The 20,872-nt window shown below is 55.8% G+C and carries 20 protein-coding genes; 10 read left to right on the forward strand and 10 right to left on the reverse strand.

Features of this window, described 5'->3' with window-relative positions:
* The first annotated feature begins 33 nt into the window (after positions 1-33).
* Entirely contained in the window at positions 34-600 is a 567-nt protein-coding gene (locus tag HBOR_RS15280) for a DUF7344 domain-containing protein (protein WP_006055950.1), read from the forward strand.
* A gap of 24 nt (positions 601-624) precedes the next feature.
* Here HBOR_RS15280 and HBOR_RS15285 read toward each other — a convergent pair whose 3' ends face one another.
* On the reverse strand, positions 625-1,647 hold the full coding sequence (locus tag HBOR_RS15285; protein WP_006055951.1) for a DUF5305 domain-containing protein: 1,023 nt from the start codon (positions 1,645-1,647) through the stop codon (positions 625-627).
* Positions 1,648-1,817: 170 nt separating this feature from the next.
* Here HBOR_RS15285 and HBOR_RS15290 point away from each other — a divergent pair, with 170 nt between their 5' ends.
* Positions 1,818-2,717 carry a DUF7139 domain-containing protein gene (locus HBOR_RS15290; protein ID WP_006055952.1) on the forward strand — a complete coding sequence of 300 codons (900 nt, stop codon included), beginning with the start codon at positions 1,818-1,820 and terminating at the stop codon, positions 2,715-2,717.
* A 301-nt stretch (positions 2,718-3,018) separates the two neighbouring features.
* Positions 3,019-4,206 carry a cell division protein FtsA gene (locus HBOR_RS15295; RefSeq protein ID WP_006055953.1) on the forward strand — a complete coding sequence of 396 codons (1,188 nt, stop codon included), beginning with the start codon at positions 3,019-3,021 and terminating at the stop codon, positions 4,204-4,206.
* A 69-nt stretch (positions 4,207-4,275) separates the two neighbouring features.
* On the opposite strand, the gene HBOR_RS15300 is transcribed toward HBOR_RS15295, so the two are convergent.
* Positions 4,276-4,578: a hypothetical protein gene (locus tag HBOR_RS15300; RefSeq protein WP_241432389.1), complete on the reverse strand. Its 303-nt coding sequence runs from the start codon at positions 4,576-4,578 to the stop codon at positions 4,276-4,278.
* A gap of 196 nt (positions 4,579-4,774) precedes the next feature.
* On the opposite strand from HBOR_RS15300, the gene HBOR_RS15305 reads away from it, so the two are divergent.
* On the forward strand, positions 4,775-6,868 hold the full coding sequence (locus HBOR_RS15305; protein ID WP_013446590.1) for a helix-turn-helix domain-containing protein: 2,094 nt from the start codon (positions 4,775-4,777) through the stop codon (positions 6,866-6,868).
* A gap of 52 nt (positions 6,869-6,920) precedes the next feature.
* Here the strand turns inward: HBOR_RS15305 and HBOR_RS15310 are convergent, their stop codons facing one another.
* The 6 genes from HBOR_RS15310 to HBOR_RS15335 all read right to left on the reverse strand — a co-directional run bounded on the left by HBOR_RS15310 (position 6,921) and on the right by HBOR_RS15335 (position 11,666).
* A complete protein-coding gene (locus tag HBOR_RS15310) occupies positions 6,921-7,238 on the reverse strand; it encodes a HalOD1 output domain-containing protein (protein WP_241432390.1) in 318 nt (105 codons plus the stop codon).
* Between the two features lie 234 nt (positions 7,239-7,472).
* Positions 7,473-9,401 (reverse strand): archaea-specific SMC-related protein, encoded by a 1,929-nt coding sequence (locus tag HBOR_RS15315; protein WP_006055957.1) that lies wholly within the window; start codon positions 9,399-9,401, stop codon positions 7,473-7,475.
* 51 nt (positions 9,402-9,452) lie between these two features.
* A complete protein-coding gene (gene rdfA, locus HBOR_RS15320) occupies positions 9,453-10,073 on the reverse strand; it encodes a rod-determining factor RdfA (protein WP_006055958.1) in 621 nt (206 codons plus the stop codon).
* A 383-nt stretch (positions 10,074-10,456) separates the two neighbouring features.
* A complete protein-coding gene (locus HBOR_RS15325; RefSeq protein WP_006055959.1) occupies positions 10,457-11,080 on the reverse strand; it encodes a DUF7504 family protein in 624 nt (207 codons plus the stop codon).
* A complete protein-coding gene (locus tag HBOR_RS15330; RefSeq protein WP_006055960.1) occupies positions 11,077-11,391 on the reverse strand; it encodes a HalX domain-containing protein in 315 nt (104 codons plus the stop codon). Before HBOR_RS15330 ends, HBOR_RS15325 begins: the two co-directional genes overlap by 4 nt.
* Entirely contained in the window at positions 11,370-11,666 is a 297-nt protein-coding gene (locus tag HBOR_RS15335) for a response regulator transcription factor (protein ID WP_006055961.1), read from the reverse strand. The genes HBOR_RS15330 and HBOR_RS15335 overlap by 22 nt, the downstream gene beginning before the upstream one ends.
* 467 nt (positions 11,667-12,133) lie before the next feature.
* On the opposite strand from HBOR_RS15335, the gene HBOR_RS15340 reads away from it, so the two are divergent.
* The gene (locus HBOR_RS15340) at positions 12,134-12,982 is read left to right on the forward strand and encodes a DUF6544 family protein (RefSeq protein WP_006055962.1); all 849 of its coding nucleotides are present in this window, start codon (positions 12,134-12,136) and stop codon (positions 12,980-12,982) included.
* A 50-nt stretch (positions 12,983-13,032) separates the two neighbouring features.
* On the opposite strand, the gene HBOR_RS15345 is transcribed toward HBOR_RS15340, so the two are convergent.
* Positions 13,033-14,403 carry an ATP-binding protein gene (locus HBOR_RS15345; protein WP_006055963.1) on the reverse strand — a complete coding sequence of 457 codons (1,371 nt, stop codon included), beginning with the start codon at positions 14,401-14,403 and terminating at the stop codon, positions 13,033-13,035.
* Between the two features lie 217 nt (positions 14,404-14,620).
* The gene (locus HBOR_RS15350; RefSeq protein ID WP_006055964.1) at positions 14,621-15,964 is read right to left on the reverse strand and encodes a cytochrome P450; all 1,344 of its coding nucleotides are present in this window, start codon (positions 15,962-15,964) and stop codon (positions 14,621-14,623) included.
* A gap of 83 nt (positions 15,965-16,047) precedes the next feature.
* Between HBOR_RS15350 and HBOR_RS15355 the strand changes: the two genes are divergently transcribed.
* The 5 genes from HBOR_RS15355 to HBOR_RS15375 all read left to right on the forward strand — a co-directional run bounded on the left by HBOR_RS15355 (position 16,048) and on the right by HBOR_RS15375 (position 20,775).
* Entirely contained in the window at positions 16,048-16,725 is a 678-nt protein-coding gene (locus HBOR_RS15355) for a helix-turn-helix domain-containing protein (protein ID WP_006055965.1), read from the forward strand.
* 367 nt (positions 16,726-17,092) lie between these two features.
* Positions 17,093-18,196 (forward strand): metal ABC transporter substrate-binding protein, encoded by a 1,104-nt coding sequence (locus HBOR_RS15360; protein ID WP_049890636.1) that lies wholly within the window; start codon positions 17,093-17,095, stop codon positions 18,194-18,196.
* Positions 18,193-18,978: a metal ABC transporter ATP-binding protein gene (locus tag HBOR_RS15365; protein ID WP_049890642.1), complete on the forward strand. Its 786-nt coding sequence runs from the start codon at positions 18,193-18,195 to the stop codon at positions 18,976-18,978. The genes HBOR_RS15360 and HBOR_RS15365 overlap by 4 nt, the downstream gene beginning before the upstream one ends.
* On the forward strand, positions 18,978-19,988 hold the full coding sequence (locus HBOR_RS15370; protein WP_013446591.1) for a metal ABC transporter permease: 1,011 nt from the start codon (positions 18,978-18,980) through the stop codon (positions 19,986-19,988). The genes HBOR_RS15365 and HBOR_RS15370 overlap by 1 nt, the downstream gene beginning before the upstream one ends.
* 67 nt (positions 19,989-20,055) lie before the next feature.
* Positions 20,056-20,775, forward strand: a complete 720-nt coding sequence (locus tag HBOR_RS15375; protein WP_006055969.1) for a metal-dependent transcriptional regulator — start codon at positions 20,056-20,058, stop codon at positions 20,773-20,775.
* Positions 20,776-20,872: the final 97 nt, after the last annotated feature.

Below are 20,872 nucleotides of genomic sequence, written 5' to 3' on the forward strand. Positions count from 1 at the left end.
TATGTATCTGTTGGCACTATTCTCTCCTCATAGATGGGTGGAAGTGGCCCCGGTACATTGCTCACTGAGCAGTCCGATGATGACGACGAACTTCATCGAGACGAGATATTCGACTTGATCAGTAATCGCCGTCGTCGCTACGCGATCCGGTACTGCAAAGAGGCCACCGGCCCCGTCTCACTGTCTGATCTTGCAGAACACGTTGCAGCGTGGGAACACGAGAAAACGGTCGAAGAGATCACCTCGCGGGAGCGAAAAAGCGTCTATACATCGCTCCAGCAGACGCACCTTCCGAGGCTTGATCGCGCCGGTATCATCGAATTCGAAGACGGGGAAGTCGAGTTAACCGACCGCATCCAAAGCCTCGACATCTATCTCGATATCGTCCCCGAAAACTCCGTTTCGTGGGGCGTATACTATCTCGGTCTGTCTGTGCTCTCTTGTGTTATCATCGCCGCACTTTGGCTCGAGGTTCTTCCGACAGATTCGATTCCGATGCTCGTCTACCCGACGCTCATCGTGGTGTTGTTCACTGTCTCTGCGGTCTACCACACGGTGGATAACTATCGGTATCGGTTCGACGAAATCGAGCAGGAGTGAGACCCGTGTTGAGTCGGGTCTCGGCTATAAGTCCAACCAGACGTTGGTGTCGTCCTCGTCCGGTGCGTAATGGTAGATTTCGTCCCCGTCAATCACGGCGTACGCATCTAAATCCGGGTCGAAGATCACTCGCCGACCGGAGTCGATAGCAACGTCAACGAGGTCTTCGAGCGTCAGAATCGAGATGTACTGCTTTTCGGATTCCGTCGGGAACTCTCCTCGTGAAATCCACTCGTCGTGCCGGTCGTGGATGATGTTCGTTCGGAGGCGCTCTGTATCGGCATCTCGTCCGACGTTGCGGGCGACAGCGGCCAAGCCGAAGAGGACCAGCCCTAGCACTCCAATGCCGCCGTATTCCAGCATCGTCGGTGGTTGCTGGATCTCTTTTGTGACGGGCGTCCGACGAGTTGTGTCTGCTTGCAGTCCGTCTTCGAGATAATACGCTTGCCCGGAGAGCGCAAGCGGTGAGCCGTCCTTGAGTGTTCCCTCGTAGCGGTCACTCTCGTAAGAGACGTTCAAGTCGAGTTCTACTTGGAACTGTCCGACGCCCCCAACTTCGGTTCGCATCTCTTGGAGTCGTTGTCTGAGAGCAGATGCGTTTATCGTCGCTTCGGCCGTCGCATTCCCGTCTGTGACGGTCGTCTGTCGGTCGATGAGCGTCCTGTTCGTTCGGTAAAACGGTTGATCCTCTCGATTACCGACGATTTCCATAGTGAGTTGTTGGGTGAGCTTCACCCGCTGGTCCGGTGGCACTGACGTTCGAACCTGAAACGTGACGTTTGGCGTCGCGGAGATGAAGTATACAGATCGGTTCTGTAGTGTTTCGCCTCGTTCGTAGAGCGTCGTGTTCCCCGTCACAACGGCACTCGTTTTCACATCCGTCTCGAACGTTTGGAGGTTCGTGTCCTCCGAAACAACTGTTGTCGTCGGCGTGAGAAAGATGTAGCCTGCGGCAATAAGACAGATAATACCGGCCAGTACGAGTACCGCAACTAGCTCACGGGTCTGGCGTGCGACAAAGAGTTTGACGCGGTCTTCAAACGCCATCTATCGAGCAACGACCCCCCGTGTAATCGTCCCGCGTTTCAGCATTACTTTTCACATCCACAAGCGGTTATAAAACAGTTACCCACCTTGTCTTTGCCATTCGAGGGAAATTCGCTGGCCGTGCAGTCGATTGGCGAAGATATTTGCCCTTCGTCTCAGTCGATATACATATGCAGCGTACGAGTCCCGGAGAATACCTCCACGAGTTATATCGACGGTTTGTCGGGCCGGTAGAGGACAGCCGCACCGTCTATGCGGGTTTTGGCCTCTTTTTCACCGGCGTCGGTCTCGTCATCGTTTCGATTGCCGCGTTTCTTTGGAGTACGACGGTTCCCCCCGGTGAGACGGTTAAATACGTCTTCCGGGAACTAGCGGTTGCAACTGGTGCGACGGGGATTCCGCTCGTCCTTCTCGCTGTGACTGTCCTGTTGCCCGTCTCGCGCCGTATCGCTGCCGTCGGTGCGCTCGGATTCGGTGCCTGCGTCGCTGCAACGGTGCGTTTCACGCAGATCTACTGGCAACACTGGTTCCAAAACAGTAGTTTCGTCGTCGGTCTCTATGCACTCGGGGCTGTCATCGTCGTTGCGACCGCCGGCACTGCCCTCTCGGGCTACCGTGTCGAACGGGCAATCGAGCACGATGTTCCGGCACGAAGCGAGATTGCGGGCGAGGAAACTGGTGATGACGCCGGTAACGACGGTGAGTCGTACAGCGACGAAGAGATTCAGCGCGATATCGAGGCTGCGATGGACAGTGTCGATCTCAACTGGGGCGGTGTCGAACGCGATGACGGTGAGCGACTCACACTTACCGAGTCGGACGATACCGTCGAGCAGGTGAGTCTTGCGAACGCGAAAGTGAACGAGGCTCACGGCGAAAGCGTTGATGCTGCAGTCAATGGCCTCCGCGGATTGCGAGGTGGTGAAAAAAAGACTGCCAGCGGCGCTGGAACCGACGACCAAGCATCGGCACTCCAAGAGTTGCGTGCGGCACAGCAAGAACAAGAAGAGAGGAACGAAGCGCAGACGAGCGATGGACTTCTCGGCAGCATTCGTTCGTTGTTCCGATAACGTTCTTCGTTCTGATTCTTAGACTCGCAGTCCAAATCTGTTGCTTGGCCGATTATTGACGGATTTTGATCATTTCATCTCACCGCCTATCATGAGTGAGAACTCTCTCACGAACTGACTGATCGGTTTCCCGTGATTCATTCTCTAGTCGCGGTACGGCGGCGGGATAAATCGTTTCTGGGTGCCCCCGCCAACCGGCCGCGAACGCGAGTGAGGAGCGACGGTAGATCCCGTACGAGACCTATTTATGTAGCCATTCAGTATAATCAAGATTTTTGTACAGTCACTATGACTTACATATATGGCCAAAGGTCTAGACGTCGGTACCATGAACATCCTCTCGTCCACGCCGGACGAGACGGGGACGAAGTTCGTACAACAGCGGAATTCGTTCGTCGAAATCGAGTACAGCGACATGGCTGAACAGATGCTGTCGCGCAGTGACGTTTTGCACATCCGCAAGGACGACAAAGTCTACGTCGTCGGCGACGATGCGCTCAACTTCGCGAACATCTTCAACAAAGAGACGCGGCGGCCCATGGAGCAGGGAATCCTTTCGAGCGAGGAGGCCTCTGCAATCCCGATGATCAAGCTCATCACCGAACAGGTGGTCGGGACGGCGAACCAGCCCGGCGAAAAGCTGTTCTTCTCGTCACCGGCGGATCCTATCGACTCGGACGTCTCTACACTGTACCATCAGAAAACGCTCGAATCTATGCTCTCGGAGATGGGATTCGATCCGGAACCGATCAACGAGGGGATGGCAGTAATCTACAGTGAACTGGCTGATAACAACTTCACTGGACTCGGTGTCTCCTTCGGTGCCGGGATGACGAACATCTGCCTTTCGTACTACGCCGTCCCCGTAATGAAGTTCTCCATCGCCCGCGGGGGCGACTGGATCGACAAGCAGGCGGCGCAGGCGACGGGCACGCCGGTTGACAAAGTTACCTCGATCAAAGAAGACGATTTCGTCCTCGACTTCCGAACGGATGTCGGCGGAATTGAAGGTGCGCTCTCCATCTACTACGAGAATCTTCTCGATTATGTCGTCGAGAATATCGCAGCGCAGGTGGACGAAGGAGACGTTGAGGAAGAACTCGACGTCCCCGTCGTCGTTACCGGCGGGACGTCCCGCCCCGATGGCTTCGAGGAACTGTTCGCAAAGCACCTCGAAGATGTCGAGATCCCCTTCTCGATAAGCGACGTTCAGAGCGTCGATGACCCACTGTACAGTGTCGCACGTGGTGCGCTCGTCGCGGCTCGCTCCGAAGAAGGATCTGACGAGCCAGCGGCACAATCGACGTCGTCTTCTGGCACGCGTTCGTCGTCCGGCAAGCGTTCGTCTGCCAGCAAACGTTCGTCGTCTACGAGCACGAGTACGTCATCTAGCAGTACGTCGTCTACGAGTACGCCGTCTACTAATTCATCGTCTGCCGATAACAGCACGTCTACCAGCGAGAGTGCATCGTCCGGCGGCGAGGACTAACTCTCGTCAGCTACCGCCCTCACTGCGGTTTTCGCGTGGGTTCGAGGAGAAGCGCCGATTCGGTATGAATCACTGACCGTCACGTTCTTCGATCGAATTCGTGTCGCCTTCGGATATCGCTGATGTCATCTCGGAACGGCCGGCTGGCAGCGCTTTCGTCCGCGGTATCATCGCTATCGGTTCGTTCCGTTTGACTGGCTCCGACGGCGTGCGTTCTGTTTCGTTGACCTCTTCGGTTCTTGCTGGGGAAGCGCCCGCGTCGATATGGCGGTTTTTGAACCGTCGAATCGCATCGTCCCACGTCTCACGGGGTGTATCTGACGGTTCGTACTCGGATTCTACGTCGGCGTAGCGACATCGTTTACAATACACGGCCTCGCCTCCTCCTTGAATCACGATTGTGGAGAGCGAGTTCTCACAGCGCGGACAGTCCATGTGGTTGGCTTCGATTGCTCGCTAATTTAAACTAACCACTCGAAGAGCAAGACAGCGCCGTCCGTGGTCGTAAAACAAACCCAATAGTATAATGTCAGGGGAAGGTCAACTGTGACTTGCGACACGCGGTAATTTGACGTTTCGTAGGGGCCGGTACGAAGAGCGACGCAACGCGGGTGACAACGTGCAAAATACACAGTCAGCGCACGAACGTGAAGCGACCTATTTAGCCGATGGAATCGTGGAGATAGATGACAATCTCGTTATCGTCGATGCCGACGAAAAAGCGCGCGCACGGTTGGAAGCGTCGGGGATACCGTTCGGGGGACTGCCGGTGTCCGATGTTTTCGACTTCTCTACCGCTGTCGTTACAGCACTCAAAGATGGGGACAGGCGTGACATCTACGGCGACGAATTCAACACCTCGATACGATACAGCAAACGCGAGAACCTTCCGGTTACGGTGACCATTCTACCGGGAACGGAACGCTCGTATCTCCGCCTCGCTATCAGGGATAGAACCGAACGGCACGAACTCCAACAGCGACTCTCCGGGTTGTACAATCTGGCTCGCGAGTTACTTCGAGAGCGGGACGATGACCGACTAGCCGAGTTAGCGCTTGATGCAATCGTCGGCGACTCGAATGCGCTGTCCGGTCGGATTTATCTGGCTGACTGGGACGAAACAGAGCGTCGTTCGGAAGTCACACTTCGGGCCGCGGCGACGGTTGGCGACGAGCAGCCGTATCCGGACCCAATTGAACGGGGAGAGAGCGTCATCTGGGAGGTACTCAAACTCGGCCAACAGCGATATCGTTCGTTGTCGGCAGATGTGAGTTCCGAACCGGATGCAGCAGAACTATTCGTTCCGATTGGACGCTACGGCGTCCTCGTCCTTCGATCCTCGTCCGAACAGATCACCTTCGAACAACACGAACATGCGACGTCGATTGTCGCTTCACTCACCGCCGCACTCGAAACAGCGGGACACGAACGTCAGTTGAGAGAGCAGCAGGCGGTGTTGGAGCGCCAGAAACGGAAGCTGTTGACGGTCGCCAGACTCAACGAACTGCTCCGGGAGGTCAATCGCTCGATTATCGGGGCAGATCGAATTGATGAGTTACTCCAATGCGTCGTTGAGCAACTTTCGGATACGGAGACGTACTACGCGTCGGCGTTTGCGAGATACGACCCGGTAAGTGAAACGCTCAGTTACGTCACCTCATCGGGTGCGCTTTCGTTCACTGACGACGAAATCGCGCTTGCAGACGAGACGCCGCTTTCTGATCTCGGTCAACGGGCTCTCGACCGTCAGTCCGCTGTCGTTGCACAAAACGCCGTATCCGTCGAAGAGTGGAAGCGTATCGAAACGACTGACACGGCTGCGGTCGAAAGCGTTGCCGCGCTTCCGGTCGTCCATCACAATCTCGTGTATGGCGTTTGTTACTTGTTCGCTGAAACTGATTCGTTCACCGAGCGAGAGCTTTCGGTGCTGAACGAACTCAGCTCGATGCTCGGGTACGCCGTTATCTCCCGACTCCGACGCGATCTCAACCAGTCCGGAGAATGTATCCAACTGAAGGTTCGCGTCAACGACGATACCCATCCACTTGTCGAAGTCTCTCGTTTCGACGAGACGGATATCGTTGTCGATCACATCGAATTCGATCACGCGAACGGTATCCAAGTGTACTTCGATACCGCAGGTGAGCGGGCAGAGCGGTTCCTTGATGAACTCGGAGAGCACGACGCTGTCGCCGGTTCGGAAGTCGTCACGAACCGCCGTGACGGTGCATTGGTGAATCTCGTCCTCACCGACGACCTGTTGACGGCGCTCATCTCCTTGGACTTGCATATCGCATCGGTAAAAGCGGACGAACAGGGCGTCATCGTTACCCTCACTGTCCCGCAAAACGTCTCGCCACGAGGCATTCTCACAGCGTTAGAAGAACAGTTCAGCGACGTATCGCTCGTGTCCCGTGGGCGCACACCGATCAACGGGGGGACTGTCGGCCGAATGCGATCGTTCGTTCGAGAGGCACTGACTGACCGCCAATACGAGGTTCTTCGGTGTGCCTTCGACAACGGGTACTACGACTGGCCACGTAACAAATCTGCAAAAGATGTGGCCGAGATGCTCGATATTAGTCAGCCGACGTTCAGCCAGCATCTCAGAGCGGCCGAGCAAAAATTACTCGACCAGTTGTTCACCCCCGATGAACTCTGATACCGTCCGCCCCCGACCGGTTTGATCAGAGTTCGACTGTCTTCTTCAGTTGTTACGCGTCGGTCCCAACGACGCGAATCATTCCGATGGCATCAACCGTCACGCGTACACCGTCGTACGTGAAGGTTAGTTCTCCGCGGTTGATTTTTGGTTGCTGCGGTCCCTCCCCACCGAAAAGCGAGTTGAGAGCGCTCCGATTGATTCGATCTGAGAGTGGTGGGAGATCGTTTTTGTCGCATGCTTTTAGTTCACTCACTGCTTCAATAACGGCTTCGCTGACAGGTTCGGGGGTTTCGAAGTCGTGCCAATGGATGAGACGTTCTTTCGTCCTACCTTTGGTCTCATGCACGCTTCGGTGCCTGGTTGCCATGTCAGTAAAAGATGCACTTGGCCTAATAATATTATCTACTTATAGTACATGTCTACCAATTGATTGTTGACGAAGTTCTTCCGATCCTTCTTTCCTGATTTTAGCTATAATCCGTGAGTCTCCTCCTCTCGTGACGGATCTGCATCAAGTTTATTGTTAACACATCTGGGGAAATCTCCGATACACACCACTGTCAGACATAGAATATAATTGGGTGAAAAATATCCCCGCTGGTTACCACTCGACGTATTGGTGCTGTTCGTCGAGTGCTTCTGCGTCTTCGGGGAGTAAGGCGACGACCAGATAGTCCGGGAACTGCGAGAAGTATTCCACCAGTTCCGAGATACGTTCGGAGTCGATTGCTTCGACTGAATCGAGAAGCATGAACGGAACGGTGTCGTGGACTTCGTGGACGAGATACCCCGCGAGCGCGAAGACGAGGCCGATTACCTCCCTTTCACTCTCGCTCAGGTTATCTATCGTATCCTCGTACACTGCACCCGATTCGTTCGTCCGGACGATGTGTAGCTCGAACGCCGACTGGGAGTTTCGGTTGGACTTCCCGGAGCCGATGTTTTTACGTTCGATCCACACTCGATCGATGTTCTCGTAATCGAGCAAGTTTAAGACCGTCTCCATCTCCTCGTTGAACGCCTCGATCGCGTTCGTCTCGATCGATTCGATGCGAGATCGGGTCTCCGCTAATTGCTCTTTGACTTGCTCTCTGCGCTGTTTCAGTTCTTCACGACGTTCGAGTTCATCCTGTTTTTCCGCTAACTCGGCCGTGATGTCCTCTAGTTCGTCGCGTTTTTGGTCCAGTTTGAACTCGTATTCGTTTCGCTGTTTGTGACGTTCGATCAGTTCCGTCTGCGTCTGGTCTCGAAGTTCGTCGGCCTCTGACTCCAACGATTCGACCTGTTCTTGTAACTCGTCGCGTTCGTCTTGTAGTTCCTCGACCGTCGCCGTCCGCTCTTCAATCTCGTCTTCTAACCTCGAAAGTCGGTTCGTTAATTCCTCTTGGCGGCGCTCCTGTTCGTTTACTTCTCGGAGTTCCGAGTCTAACTCTTCGAGGCGATTCCGGAGTTCCTCGCGTCGCTCGCGGTGTTCGTCGCGAAGTGATCGGAGGCGGTCGGTCGTCTCTTCGACCTGCGACTGTTCGACGTTGGTACCGCAGGTCCAACACGTGATCGTCGAATCGACGAGTTGGTCGGTGACCGACCCAGCAGCATCTTCGTCTAAGGCGTCTGCGACGACGTCGCTTTTGCCGGCCAGTACGTCACTGTTGTACTCGATGATGGTTTGCAGATCCGTGATCGTCCGATTCAACTCGTCTATCCGCCCACGCGTCTGCTCGATTTGAGATTCGATTTGTTTCGTCTCGTAGTCCGTCTCTGAGAGCGCGTCGAGTTCGTCCGAGGTTTCCGTTCGTTCGTCTCGAAGCGATTCGATGCTTTCGCGTTCGGACTCGAGTCTGAACCGGACGGATTTGAGATCCGAACGAGCGGACTGGAGCTTTTCGAGGATTTCATCAAGTTCCGCTTTGTTCTCCGTCTGTTCGCTGAGCGACCGGTCCTCAGCCTCGATTTCTGCGGTCAGTTCGTCCCGTTTGTCCGCTAACTCTTCGATCGTCTCTTTGATCGAGTTCCGTCGCTGCTCCAGAGTGTGTATCTCGTCTTCGACCGACGAAAGCTGCTTGATCTCGCTGTCGATTTGATCGCGCTCCGATTTGAGAGACTGAATCTCTGATTCGATGGCGACCGTGTCCACCGGCCGCATCAGAATCTCTCGGAGGTCCGCTCCAGCGACGACGGCACGGCGCGCTTCGTTAGACCCGAGCAAGAATGCAAACAGGTCGGCGATAGTCGAGTCTTCGAGGTACGGGTCTCCGTCGAACGTGACCGTACCCCTTTTTTGAGTGAGCGACCGCGTATAGCTCTCGCCGTCGATTTTGAGTTCGACGTGACCGCTGTCTGCATCGCTCTTCAGACTAACGTCGTCGCTTCCGAGTCCCGCGGCAATACTTCTGAGAAACGAGGTCCGGTTCGTCGCGTTCCGCCCGGTTAGCACCGTAATTCCCTGTTGGAACTGAACGTCCGCATCCTCGATTCCCCCAATGTTCTCTACATCCACCTGTGCCGTTGTGTCACGTTGAGTTTCTGCCATGTGATCACCTAGCTGAGTTGTCTACCGCTTGCTGCGGGCGAATGACCGGAATCATTCGCACCGACATCCCCCTTCGACGAACTCGTCGGGTGTAAGTCGGACATCGCAATCTGTACAGACGATTCGCACGTCCACCGAGACCTCCGGCGACCCCACCGTCACATCCTCGTTGGCTGCGACCCGGTCTACGGCGTCCTCAGTCACTGACCGAAGACGATTTGAGATCTTCTTTACCGTCCTGAACCCGTCTCCGTTCGTCGATGAACCGTCGTCTTCTCGTTCGACGTTCCGATGGCGCTTTAGATAGTTATACACCGATTGGTACGAAATAAAATCCGCCTCGAGACGCTCGGTGTCGATGTTTTTCGAGGCGAGTGTGTTGCGCGCATCGGTCTGGTTCCCCGCGGTTACGTCGTCGCTGGTCAGTAACCGATAGAAGTTTTCTGCCTCTCCATCGACCGGGTGTTCGCCGGCTTGACGTAGTGCGGCCTCGATAATTCGCACGTTAACGTCATCTGCGAGCGTGCGAAGACTCTCCTGTTCCCCCTGATCCCCCCGCCACCGTTCGACGAGCTCGTCACCGAGTCCGGTAATACTGTACCGCTCGGCGACTCGCTCGATCTTGGGACCTTTCCCTCCCCGCCGAGACGGGGACGTAGAAGATTTACCCATATTTTGTCCACCTATAAATATTAGATCACCGTATTTAATAATTACTGCATTTGAGTCTGTCAATGGATGATCATGATTGCATTCTCAAACGAGTAATATTCCCAAATTTCGGAGAGTAAACCGATTATTCGAACGAATCGATGATGGTATGTCATCCGAGGACTACAATGAAAGTAGTTGGAATCCAATTCTCAGATTTTGATATACCTGTCTAGTTGTGTACTCTCGCATCACTGCTGTTGGAGTATCCGTCGTACAAAGAACGGGTCGGTACCGGAGCAGTGGCATGGGTATGCGCCAACGAAATCTGCATAAACTGAAATCGAAGCAAACGGCGGACTGCGTCCGTCTTCTACTGGTCCGCTGGCGTCCCGCTACTGAGGTTAGCGTTGCTCGCTACCGCTGTTTGCCTCTTTCAGTAGCTTGTTCAACTGCTTGCGTTCTTGCGACTTGACACGTGCTTGGGTCACGACATCGTCGAACAGTGATTCGATAGTCGCAACAGTACTCGGTGCGTGACGAGATGGGTCGCACGTGAACAGGCCGAAGTGGCCGCCCACGCGAACGCGCTCAGTTATCAGTTGTAGAAAGCTGAATACGGCTTCTTCGTCAGTCGTTTCGATCAGGTCGGAGACCGATTCGAACACGACGCGAACGGTTGCGCCGTCGAGTGTCTCGAACGCGCCGACCATTCCGATACCGATATCGGTGAGGTCGGCCGCGACGTGGACGCTATGGAATGGGTGTGATGCAGGCATCTGCTCGTCGTCGGTCGTAATCAGACAGATCGGCTCGGCCTTCGCCAGTTCCTGGTACTTCGACGTACGCTCCCAGTTCCCGTGGGTATCGACGACGACGATGCCATCATCACGGTCGTGTTCTAACCCGAGTGCTGTCATCAGCAGTTGCTCTTCGTGGGCAGGATCGAACTCGTCGTACAGCAGGAGATTTACGCCCGTACACTCGCCGGGACTGGAACCACTGTCTGAATCGCGTGACGATGTCATTGCTCCGTCTCCGAGATAGATTCTTCGATGTCCCGGATCTGTGAGATAAACTCGTGATCGTCTGCAAGCCGTTCTCTTTCCGCGTCGAGCGACGACTTTCGCTCTTCGATAGCCGCCTGCAACTGACTGTAAGCGAGACTCTGTTTCAGTTCCGCCTCCGACTTCGATTCCCGGAGAACCGCTGCTTTGTTCTGTAGCGCGTAGAGGCTCCGTATCTCGGCCGCAAATTCGCTGCGGGAGAGCAATTGCTGCACGAGGTCTCTGAGTTCCTGTCGTTTGATCGGCTTCGTTAGGTATGCGTCGAATCCCATCTTGAGTATCTCCCACCGGGGTCCACCGCCGAAACGATTGCAACGTAACAGTCGATATCGCGCTCGTGAATTCGTTCGAGGACTTCGTCACCTGACACTCCTGGCATCCGACGATCGAGGAGAATCACGTCAATCGCGTCGTGAACAGCATCGAGCGCTTCTCGCCCACCCATCGCTAACTCTACTCGGTAGTCAGCAGAAAGCCAGTGTTCGTACGTCTTGGCGACTTGTAAGTCGTCCTCGACGATCAGCACTCGATGCCGGTTATCACTCATCTACTCTTTCGTACGAACTGATATGTATGAACGTTTCCTTTGCGGAGCGGAAGTTCACCACGCTCTATCGCTGAATGTATGTCAATATATTATCAATAGGGGTATGTAGTCAATCAACCTGTACGGCCCTATCTCTAGGAGAGCTAGTCGAAACCATATTGAAACTTAGTTAGTGAAACTTTGGTTTTATATCTCCCAATTTATTCATAAATAACTCGATTATCTCCCTTTTCACCTATATTTACTCCAGATTCTCAGTATAGATATCGCACGCACGAATCTATATCTGCATCTCTTGTATACAAGACCTCATTCTCCTCCTGTCTCTTTCTGGTCGAACTCAACAGCGTGCGGCAAATACGACGCTGTTTTTGCTGCGGCGGTTGCCGCGGACTGCTGATCACTTTGTTTCGATGTGAGCCTCTCGGTCGGTGAACACTCACGGTGTTGGGGAACACATCTCCGCTATGGGCTCGAAAACCGTTCGCCGGTGGCTTCCAGTCACCGCTCTCACTGTCGCTGCCGCCGCCTCACTTCGGCGCGTTCGGTACGACCAGACGACGAAAAAGCGTATCGAGGACCTCCTTTCGGCCGCCAAGCCGACCTCGAAGCTGACCTATCAGCGGGAAGATGTCGAACACCTTCCTGAGCCTGTGAGACGATACTTCGAGGCCGTTCTCGAAGATGGACAGCCTCGTGTTCGCGCCGCCCGTCTGTCACAACGCGGGGAGTTCAGGTTCGGTGGCCGGTCAGGTTCGTGGAAGCCACTGCGGGCTACCCAGTACTACACAGTTGACCCACCGGGATTTGTTTGGGACGCTGATATCGAGGTACTCCCGTTCGTTTCGGTTCGTGTCGTTGACGCCTACGAACGCGGCCGCGGATCGCTTCGGGCGATGCTTCTTTCGGCGTTCTCTGTCGCTAACGCACCCCCCGGTGAAGCGATGAACGAAGGAGAGTTACTTCGGTATCTGGCAGAAGCTGTTTGGTTCCCGACGGCACTGCTTCCCGGTGAGCACGTCGAGTGGGAGCCAATCGATGAGTACGCCGCCAGAGCGACGATTGAGGACCGGGGCAACACTGCCTCGCTCGTCTTTCACTTCGATGATGACGGTCTCGTCAGGCGTGTGTCTGCAGCGGCGCGCTATCGGCAGGAGGACGATAGTCTCGAACGGTGGACGGGGTACTTTTCGGAGTACGAGTGGCACGACGGAATACGGATTCCGACTGAGGCATCCGTCGAGTGGACGCTTCCCAGCGGCGACATGCCGTATTGGCGTGCGAGTATTGAGTCGGTTGGGTATCGACAACGCTGACTTTCAGATACTGCTAGTGCTTCGGCTCGCCGGGAACGCTCCCGTCGTCGCTACGCGGCTTTCGGGAGTGTAACCGAAAAGACGGCTCCTTCCGGCTCGTTGTCTTCGACTTCGATACTCCCACCGTAGCCTTCGACGAGCGTTTGGACGAGGTAGAGACCGATACCGGTTCCCTCGCTGTCGAGTCCTTTCTCGCCCTTTCCGAAGATTTTCTCCTTTTGGTTGTCGGGAATCCCCGGTCCGTTGTCCGCGACTCGGACGATGATCTCGTCGTCGCGTTCGTCGATAGTAACAGTAATCTCCGGCACTTGCTTGTCGTTGTGCAGGACAGCGTTCTTTAGCAGGTTGCGGAAAACCGACGGAAGCATATCGTCGGCCGACACCGTTACGTCCGGAACCGGTTCATCGACCGTGACAACCGCGTCCGAATTCGCCGCACGGATATCTTCGACCTCACTCAGTAGACTCTCTTGAAGCTCCTCTGTACCGGTCTCGCTCACGTCTGCGAACAGGACTTCCGAAATCTCTCGGGCCGTTCGGGTGAGTTCGACAGCGTGTTCGGCACGCTTCTGAATCGTCTCGACGTACGCTTTGTCTTCCTCGTCGAGTTGTTCGGCGATTAAATCGGCGTAGCCGGAAACCATCTGGAGGTCGTTGCGGATGTCGTGACGAAGAACTTGATTGAGAATATCGAGTGTATCGCGCTGTGATTCAAGCTGTTGCTCGTACTCTTTTCGCTCCGTAATCTCCCGCGAGTAAACGGACAGTCCGTCGTCGTCGGCGAACATACGGATTTCGACCCAATAGCCGAACGGCTCTGGAAGATACTGTTCTGTTTCCGCCGGCTCTCCGGTTTCCATCACGCGACGGAATTGTGCTTTGAGTTCCGTCGGGATGCGCTCCTCGTAGACATCCCAGATGTTCTCTCCGACGATTTCACCGGGTTCGATGTCGGTCCGCTCTGCAATTCGTTCGTTCCAGAACGTCACGTTCCAGTCGGAATCGACCGTGAAGACGGAATCGGTCGTCCGTTCCAGAAACTGGTACTGCCCCGAGAGGTCGATTGCGGCGCACATCGCCCCTTCGAGCTTGTCGTCAGTGTCGTAGATCGGCTCTGCGGCTATTCTGTAGCGGTTCTGTCTCGATGAGTGGATTGATGTGAACTCCCGTTCGACGTGTGATTCTGTCTCTATTGCTTCCCGCTTGGCCTCCATTACCGGTCCAGAAACAGCGTCCGTGAACAGTTCTGCATCCGTTTTCCCGATTATTTCTTCTTTAGACACCCCGAGTGTCGGTTTGGCGACCCACGTGTGTCGCAGTTCGGTGTCAACGAACGACCCGTTCATCCGACCAGTTTCGAGTACTAACTCCAAGAAGCGCTCTGTCCTCTGGAGTTCCCGGCGTAACGCATTCTCTGTCATTTGTTATCGAATATTAAGCTTTTTTTTTTGCGACCGGTGATCGCATCCTTCCACCGTTATTCGTCGTCGAATGCGCGTTCTCCCCCTTCTGAGCCATCTCTGGTATGATATAGTGGATTAGTCTAATAAGTATGAATGTCAGCGTATCGATTATGATTCTTAAATAATAGATAGTTGACACATACTGCGACAGAGAACTCGGAGGGAGCTTTCGACTTCAGTTGCTGGTGGTGGACGCCCGCTCGGACACTCGAATCTCGATGTCCTCTGCGGGTTTGAGGTTCGAGCTAGCGATTAGTTCCGGGTCGGGGTCCGAGACTAACTCGAACTCGTACCGGCGGAGTATCGACGCGATAACCGTTTTCATCTCCATGCGAGCGAATCGCATCCCGATGCAGTGACGCGGGCCACCGCCGAACGGGAAGTAGGCGTACTCCGGACGGTCTGACTCCCCGGCGAAGCGATCCGGTCGGTAGGTCTGCGGATCGTCCCACCACGCCGAATCGCGGTGGACCACCCACGGTGACAACACCAGCGTCGTTCCGTTCGGAATTCGATATCCCGCCAATTTGACGTCTCTCGCCGTCTCTCTGAAGAACAGGTACACGGGTGGGTAGAGTCGCAGTGCTTCGTCGATAGCGCGTCCGGTCTGTTCGAGTTCCGGCAGGTCTGCGGCAGTCACGGACCCGTCACAGACAGAATCGACTTCAGCGCGAATTCGTTCCTGTTCGTCAGGGTTCCGAGCAAGACAGAGGACCGTGTAGGTAAGCCCGAGCGCTGTCGTCTCGTGGCCGGCGAACAGGAACGTAATCAGATTGTCGCGGAACTCCGACATCGTCAGGTCGCCCGACTCGACGAACCCGACGAGAATCGACAGTAAGTCGTCGCCGCGTTCTTCTCGCGGCCGACGACGACGCTGGTCTGCCAACCCGTCTACGAACTCCCGTAGCCGCTCGATCTCCCGCCTGTAGCGTCGATTCGTCGGCGTCGGAACGCTGTCCGGGAGGAACGACCAGAACCGGTTGGTATCGAATCGAGCGAGGATGGCATCGGACGCGTCCGTAACGACCGGTTCGTCAGCCACGTCCACGCCGAACAGCGTCCGTCCGAGTACGTCGATAGTCATCGCCGTCATCGCGTCGTTCACTTCAATGACGGCTTCGTCGTGCCAGTCGTCGAGCGACTGTGACGCGGTATCGCGCATCGCGGGTACGTAGGTGTCTAACCGTTCCCGATAGAACGCCGGTTGCATCCGCGTTCGCTGGCGGTGCCACTGCTCACCCGCTGAGAGAAACAACCCGTCGCCCATCGCATCGCCCAGACTTCGAGTTAGCACGTCTCCTTTCTCGTAGGCATCGTGGTCTTCGAGGAGGATTTGCCGAATCGCTTCGGGGTCTGCAACCATGCACGCGTCGGTACCGAATACGCGGTAGCTGGCGATACGACCGTACTCGTTCCGCAGACCCTCGTAGAACTCGAGGATATCGCGGCTCAACTCGACCGTGTTGCCGACGACTGGGAGTCCGCCATCCCCGGGCGGGTAGCCTCCTTCGGTGCTCATACGTATCGATTTTGACGCTTGACCAACGTTGTTGTGTCGGACACGTCCGTGCTTTTATTATTAGCTGGTCGGTTCATCGGACGATGCGGTATCTCCAACTTCGACTTCACCTCCCGTCGGAGGTCCGTCATCCGATGCACCAGTTTCTCAGCGAGCAAGAGTTAATTCGTCGCGCCTACCTCAGACATTGGAACTTCTCGGACCCATCTGCAGTTACGACGCTGTTCCACGTCGTCGGCGATGTCGCCGAAGGGAGCGATGAGTACATCGATGCGCTCGATGCAGTCGATACTATCGTCGAATACGACATTACGCCGGTTGACGACCGCAGTTTCTACGTCTACGTCACCGAGGCAACGAACGGCATCGCACGAGAACTTCGAACGCTGCTCACAGACACTGATCTCCTCGTAGTCCCGCCAATCGTGTACGGGCCAGATGGGGAGATGCAACTCGAAATCGCCGGTCACGATTCTGAACTCCAAGCGGTTGTCGCTGGCTTGCCAAGCCACGTGTCCGTCTCGGTGGACCGACTCGGCGAGTACGACGCCCACCGGGAGTCATCCGTTGCAGTCCTGACCGAACGACAGCGAGAAGTGGTCTCTGTCGCCCGCGAAATCGGTTACTACGATGTGCCTCGCAACGCGGGTGTGCGCGATGTTGCAGACCGGTTAGACTGCTCGAAAAGTACCACGGCGAATCACTTGCGGAAGGCGGAGGCACGACTGGTGGCGCTGTACGGTGACGGTAACACGACTTGACAATCTTTGACTGTGAGCTCGTTCGGGACAGATTCACATACGTGAGTTTCTGCCAGTTCACCGCGCAGTCTTGCGCTTTTGCACTCCTGTCTGCTTTTCTATTCTCCCCGCTACGAGAACAGTCTCGCACGATGGTCTAACAGACGAAATGAGGGGGGACTCCTTCGAACATCTGTCTTCTCCGACGCCGTTCCTTCACGCCAGTTCCTGATCTCACGAGAAATCTCTCCGTTCTGTTGGTGGTGACTCCGACGTGGTTCGCTCCATCTGCCTTCTGATTCACTGCCAACTCATGGATTAGATTAATCTAATCCTTATTTTAGATGGCAAGTATTATATAATTAGCTAGGACACCGATTAGTCGAAGATGGACGATACGAACCAATCACGTTTGCAGAAGCACTTCTCACGGCGGCAAGCTCTTACTGCAGGTGCAGGTCTTGTTACTACTGGTCTCGCTGGCTGCATGGGGAGCGGCACCGCTGAAAACAACGAATCGAACGGCTCCGTTACCGGTTCGCCAAGCGGTTCTGATGATTCTGAATCGCAAACGCTCTCTGTCGCGTCGTTCTTCAGTTTCTACGACTTCGCACGCAAGGTCGCACGCGACACGCCGGTCGAGATAGAGAATCTCATTCCGACGGGTCTGCACGGACACGGATGGAAGCCGAACGCGAGCATTACGAAGAAGATTATCGAGGCTGACGCCTTCATCCACGTCGGTGAGGACTTCCAGCCGTGGGCTGACCGAGCGATCAAGACGATCAAAGGAGACAACGTCGATACCCAACTTATCAACGTCCGCGAGGGTATCGAACTGGTTGATCTCGCTGCCAGTCTCGATCCTGAAGAAGAGGGTATCGGTGAGAATCGCGGAAAGGACCCGCATTTCTGGCTTGACCCGAATCGTGCGGCTCAATCGGTCGATAACATCGCCGATGGGCTTGCGAAACTCGCACCCGAGCACGAGGACGCCTTCCGGAAGAACGCCGAGACGTACAAGACGGACGTTCTCGACCGCATCGATCAAGACTACGCGGACATTTTCGACCGCGCAGATCGAGATGTCGTTCAGTTGGCAGCGCACAACGCCTTCCAGTACCTCGGCGTCACCTACGGCGTCGAGATGCGGCCCTTGGTCGTCAATCTCGCCGCCAGCGGCGACGTCAAACCGACGGATATCACCGAAGCCAAGCGCGTCATCCAGGAAAACGATATCAACCACATCGGTGCCGCAGTGTTCGAAACGCGTCGTCCAGCCCAGCAACTGCTTACCGAGACGGATGTCGAATCGTACTTCCCGGTAACGCCGTACGCTGGCGTCCGCAAAGACTGGGTCGAGATGGGCTGGGGGTACGAGGAAATCGCCTACAACATCAACATGCCCACCTTCGAGGTCGTCCTCGGTAACAAGGCGCCCAAAGAGGTCGGTCCCGACGGCTGGGCGGACCAGTGGAGGAACTTCGAATGAGCACGCAGAACGCCGAGAACGCCGCAAGTACCGGCATCGTAGACAGTTCCTACCCGGTTATCGAACTCTCAGAGGTTGATTTCGGCTACACGGCAGCCTCGGTCGTCAAGGACATCTCGCTTCAGATAGACTCCGGGGAGTACGCCGCAGTCGTCGGACCGAACGGGTCGGGCAAATCGACGCTGATGAAGTTGATGTTAGGGTTGCTCCGTCCGGACAAAGGTGTCACCAAACTGTTTGGCGAGCCCTCGCATCAGTTCGACGACGGCTCCCGAATCGGCTACGTCGCTCAACACGCGAGCGCGTCCAAGGATATGCCGATAACCGTCCGCGAGGTCGTCAAGATGGGCCGATTCCCACACGTCGGCTTCGGCCGCCTTTCCGATGAAGACTGGCAGATTGTCGATCGTGCGCTCGACACAGTCGGTATGACGGCGTTCGCAAACCGTCGTGTGACGCAGTTATCGGGTGGCCAGCGTCAGCGAGCGTTCATCGCTCGCGCACTCGCCAGCGAGGCTGATCTGCTCGTCCTCGACGAACCGACCGTCGGCGTCGATATCGAATCTGTCGAGTCGTTCTACGACCTCCTCGACTCGTTGAACGAGGACGGAATCACCATCCTCCTCATCGAACACGACCTGAGTGCAGTTACCGAACACGCAGACCGAGTCATCTGTCTCAACCGCGAGATATACTTCGACGGGCCGACGTCGGAGTTCGTCGAAAGCGATGCGTTGGCTCGCGCGTTTGGGACGGCAGCGAACTTCCTGGGTGATCTCTGATGCTGGGGATGGGTCTGTCTCCGCTTCAGACCGGGACGCCGGATTCCCTTCTCGCCCCGCTGTATTGGATTCTCCAGTTCTGGTCGGGGATTATGACGTGGCTCGCACAATATACCGGCCTCGAGTTGCTTCAGTACGGGTTCATGCACCGCGCCATTCTCGTCGGGTTGTGTATCGGCGTGATGGCACCGCTTATCGGGACGTTCCTCGTTCACCGTCAGTTAGCGTTGATCGGTGATGCGCTCGCCCACACCGGTTTCGCTGGGGTCGCTGTCGGATTGTTCCTCAACGCCGTCCTCGACCTCGGCGTCTCGCCGTACCTGACCGCGGTTATCGTCGCCATGATTGCCGCCTTGCTCATCGAACTTATCTCGGAGGCCACAGACGCCTACAACGACGTTTCGATGGCAATCGTCCTCTCGACTGGATTCGCTTTGGGGACGACCTTGATCAGCATCAACGCCGGCGGTCTCGCCGTCGGTGTCAAGCAGTTCCTCTTCGGCAATCTCTCGACGGTTTCGCCCGACAGCGCCGCAATATTGCTGGTGTTGTTCGCCGTCATCATCGGCGTCGTCGGACTCACGCGTAACCAGTTGCTGTACGTCACGTTCGACGAGACTGCGGCGGCGGTTTCGGGACTCTCGGTAAGTTGGTACAACCGAATTATGGTGATGCTGACCGCGATGGTTGTCGTCGGCGCGATGCAGATCATGGGTGTCATCCTCGTTGCGGCCATGCTCGTCGTTCCCGTCGCCGGTGCAGCGCAGGTCTCCCGCAGTTTCAACGAATCGTTGCTCGTGTCGGTCGTTCTCGCCGAACTGGCCGTCATTCTGGGAATCGGTGCCTCCTACTACGGCAAAGCGACGGCCGGGGGCGTGATTGTCCTCACTGCGGTCGCTATCTACATCGTCACTATCCTCTTGGGCAAACTTCAGACCGCCGTCGGTGAGGAATCGACGCCCGAAATGGGCAGCATCGACGTCGGACAGACCGAATCGGCCGGAGACTGAAACGGTGTCTGCAACCAGACAGTAGGTGTATCGAGCCTCCAAACACCCGCCGTTCAGACAAATTGAGATGAGCGAACCCGACTCAGATCCTCCGAATGCGACGGACTCTACGCCCCCGCTGACGCCGAAGATGGAGGACTATCTCCGTCATATCTATCGACTCGAACAGGAGAGTAACAGTCGGGTTTCGAATTCGGATATCGCTGATCGCCTCGGCGTTACGAGAGCAACAGTTTCGAGCATGCTCGACACGCTCTCGGAGTCCGGACTGATCGAACGCGAACGGTATCGTCCGATCCGACTCACAGACGACGGGGTCGAGCACGCACTGGGGGTGATCCGGAGGCACCGATTGGTCGAAACGATGCTCTCGGAACTGTTCGATTACACGATCAGTGAAGTTGACGCCGAAGCCGACGTTCTGGAACATCACCTCAGTCCTCGGCTTTGCCGAGAGATCGAACGGGAACTCGATATGCCGGATATCGACCCACACGGAGACCCGATACCGGATGCGAATCTCGATATCCCCCACGCGGAGGACGCCACGTCGCTGGCTGAAGTCGCAGAATCGTCGTGCGTCGAAGTGACCCGGATCTTGACGCAGGACGACGAGACGCTCGAATATCTCGTCTCGGCCGGCATCGAACCGTCAGTTCGTCTCTGTCTCGACGAGAAGACTCCAATCGGCATGCTGACTGTCACTGTCGTCGAGACCGGACGACAGATGGGCCTTCCGCGACCGGTCGCCTCGCAGATTCTCGTCACCGCGGTCGATGGCGACTAGGCTGATTCTTGCGGTCAGAAATTGCGTGGAACTGCTGGATCGGATGATTTCAGGTTCTACGGGTCGGATTTACCGTTGTTGATTCGGTTTGTCGTCA

The organism is Halogeometricum borinquense DSM 11551, assembly GCF_000172995.2.
Taxonomy (GTDB): Archaea; Halobacteriota; Halobacteria; order Halobacteriales; family Haloferacaceae; genus Halogeometricum; species Halogeometricum borinquense.

What these genes read in the sequence shown, in the direction of transcription:
- HBOR_RS15280 (WP_006055950.1), top strand. Translation starts at nt 34, where the DNA reads ATGGGTGGAAGTGGCCCCGGTACATTGCTCACTGAGCAGTCCGATGAT.
- HBOR_RS15285 (WP_006055951.1), bottom strand. Translation starts at nt 1,647, where the DNA reads ATGGCGTTTGAAGACCGCGTCAAACTCTTTGTCGCACGCCAGACCCGT.
- HBOR_RS15290 (WP_006055952.1), top strand. Translation starts at nt 1,818, where the DNA reads ATGCAGCGTACGAGTCCCGGAGAATACCTCCACGAGTTATATCGACGG.
- HBOR_RS15295 (WP_006055953.1), top strand. Translation starts at nt 3,019, where the DNA reads ATGGCCAAAGGTCTAGACGTCGGTACCATGAACATCCTCTCGTCCACG.
- HBOR_RS15310 (WP_241432390.1), bottom strand. Translation starts at nt 7,238, where the DNA reads ATGGCAACCAGGCACCGAAGCGTGCATGAGACCAAAGGTAGGACGAAA.
- HBOR_RS15315 (WP_006055957.1), bottom strand. Translation starts at nt 9,401, where the DNA reads ATGGCAGAAACTCAACGTGACACAACGGCACAGGTGGATGTAGAGAAC.
- rdfA (WP_006055958.1), bottom strand. Translation starts at nt 10,073, where the DNA reads ATGGGTAAATCTTCTACGTCCCCGTCTCGGCGGGGAGGGAAAGGTCCC.
- HBOR_RS15325 (WP_006055959.1), bottom strand. Translation starts at nt 11,080, where the DNA reads ATGACATCGTCACGCGATTCAGACAGTGGTTCCAGTCCCGGCGAGTGT.
- HBOR_RS15330 (WP_006055960.1), bottom strand. Translation starts at nt 11,391, where the DNA reads ATGGGATTCGACGCATACCTAACGAAGCCGATCAAACGACAGGAACTC.
- HBOR_RS15335 (WP_006055961.1), bottom strand. Translation starts at nt 11,666, where the DNA reads ATGAGTGATAACCGGCATCGAGTGCTGATCGTCGAGGACGACTTACAA.
- HBOR_RS15340 (WP_006055962.1), top strand. Translation starts at nt 12,134, where the DNA reads ATGGGCTCGAAAACCGTTCGCCGGTGGCTTCCAGTCACCGCTCTCACT.
- HBOR_RS15345 (WP_006055963.1), bottom strand. Translation starts at nt 14,403, where the DNA reads ATGACAGAGAATGCGTTACGCCGGGAACTCCAGAGGACAGAGCGCTTC.
- HBOR_RS15350 (WP_006055964.1), bottom strand. Translation starts at nt 15,964, where the DNA reads ATGAGCACCGAAGGAGGCTACCCGCCCGGGGATGGCGGACTCCCAGTC.
- HBOR_RS15355 (WP_006055965.1), top strand. Translation starts at nt 16,048, where the DNA reads ATGCGGTATCTCCAACTTCGACTTCACCTCCCGTCGGAGGTCCGTCAT.
- HBOR_RS15360 (WP_049890636.1), top strand. Translation starts at nt 17,093, where the DNA reads ATGGACGATACGAACCAATCACGTTTGCAGAAGCACTTCTCACGGCGG.
- HBOR_RS15365 (WP_049890642.1), top strand. Translation starts at nt 18,193, where the DNA reads ATGAGCACGCAGAACGCCGAGAACGCCGCAAGTACCGGCATCGTAGAC.
- HBOR_RS15370 (WP_013446591.1), top strand. Translation starts at nt 18,978, where the DNA reads ATGCTGGGGATGGGTCTGTCTCCGCTTCAGACCGGGACGCCGGATTCC.
- HBOR_RS15375 (WP_006055969.1), top strand. Translation starts at nt 20,056, where the DNA reads ATGAGCGAACCCGACTCAGATCCTCCGAATGCGACGGACTCTACGCCC.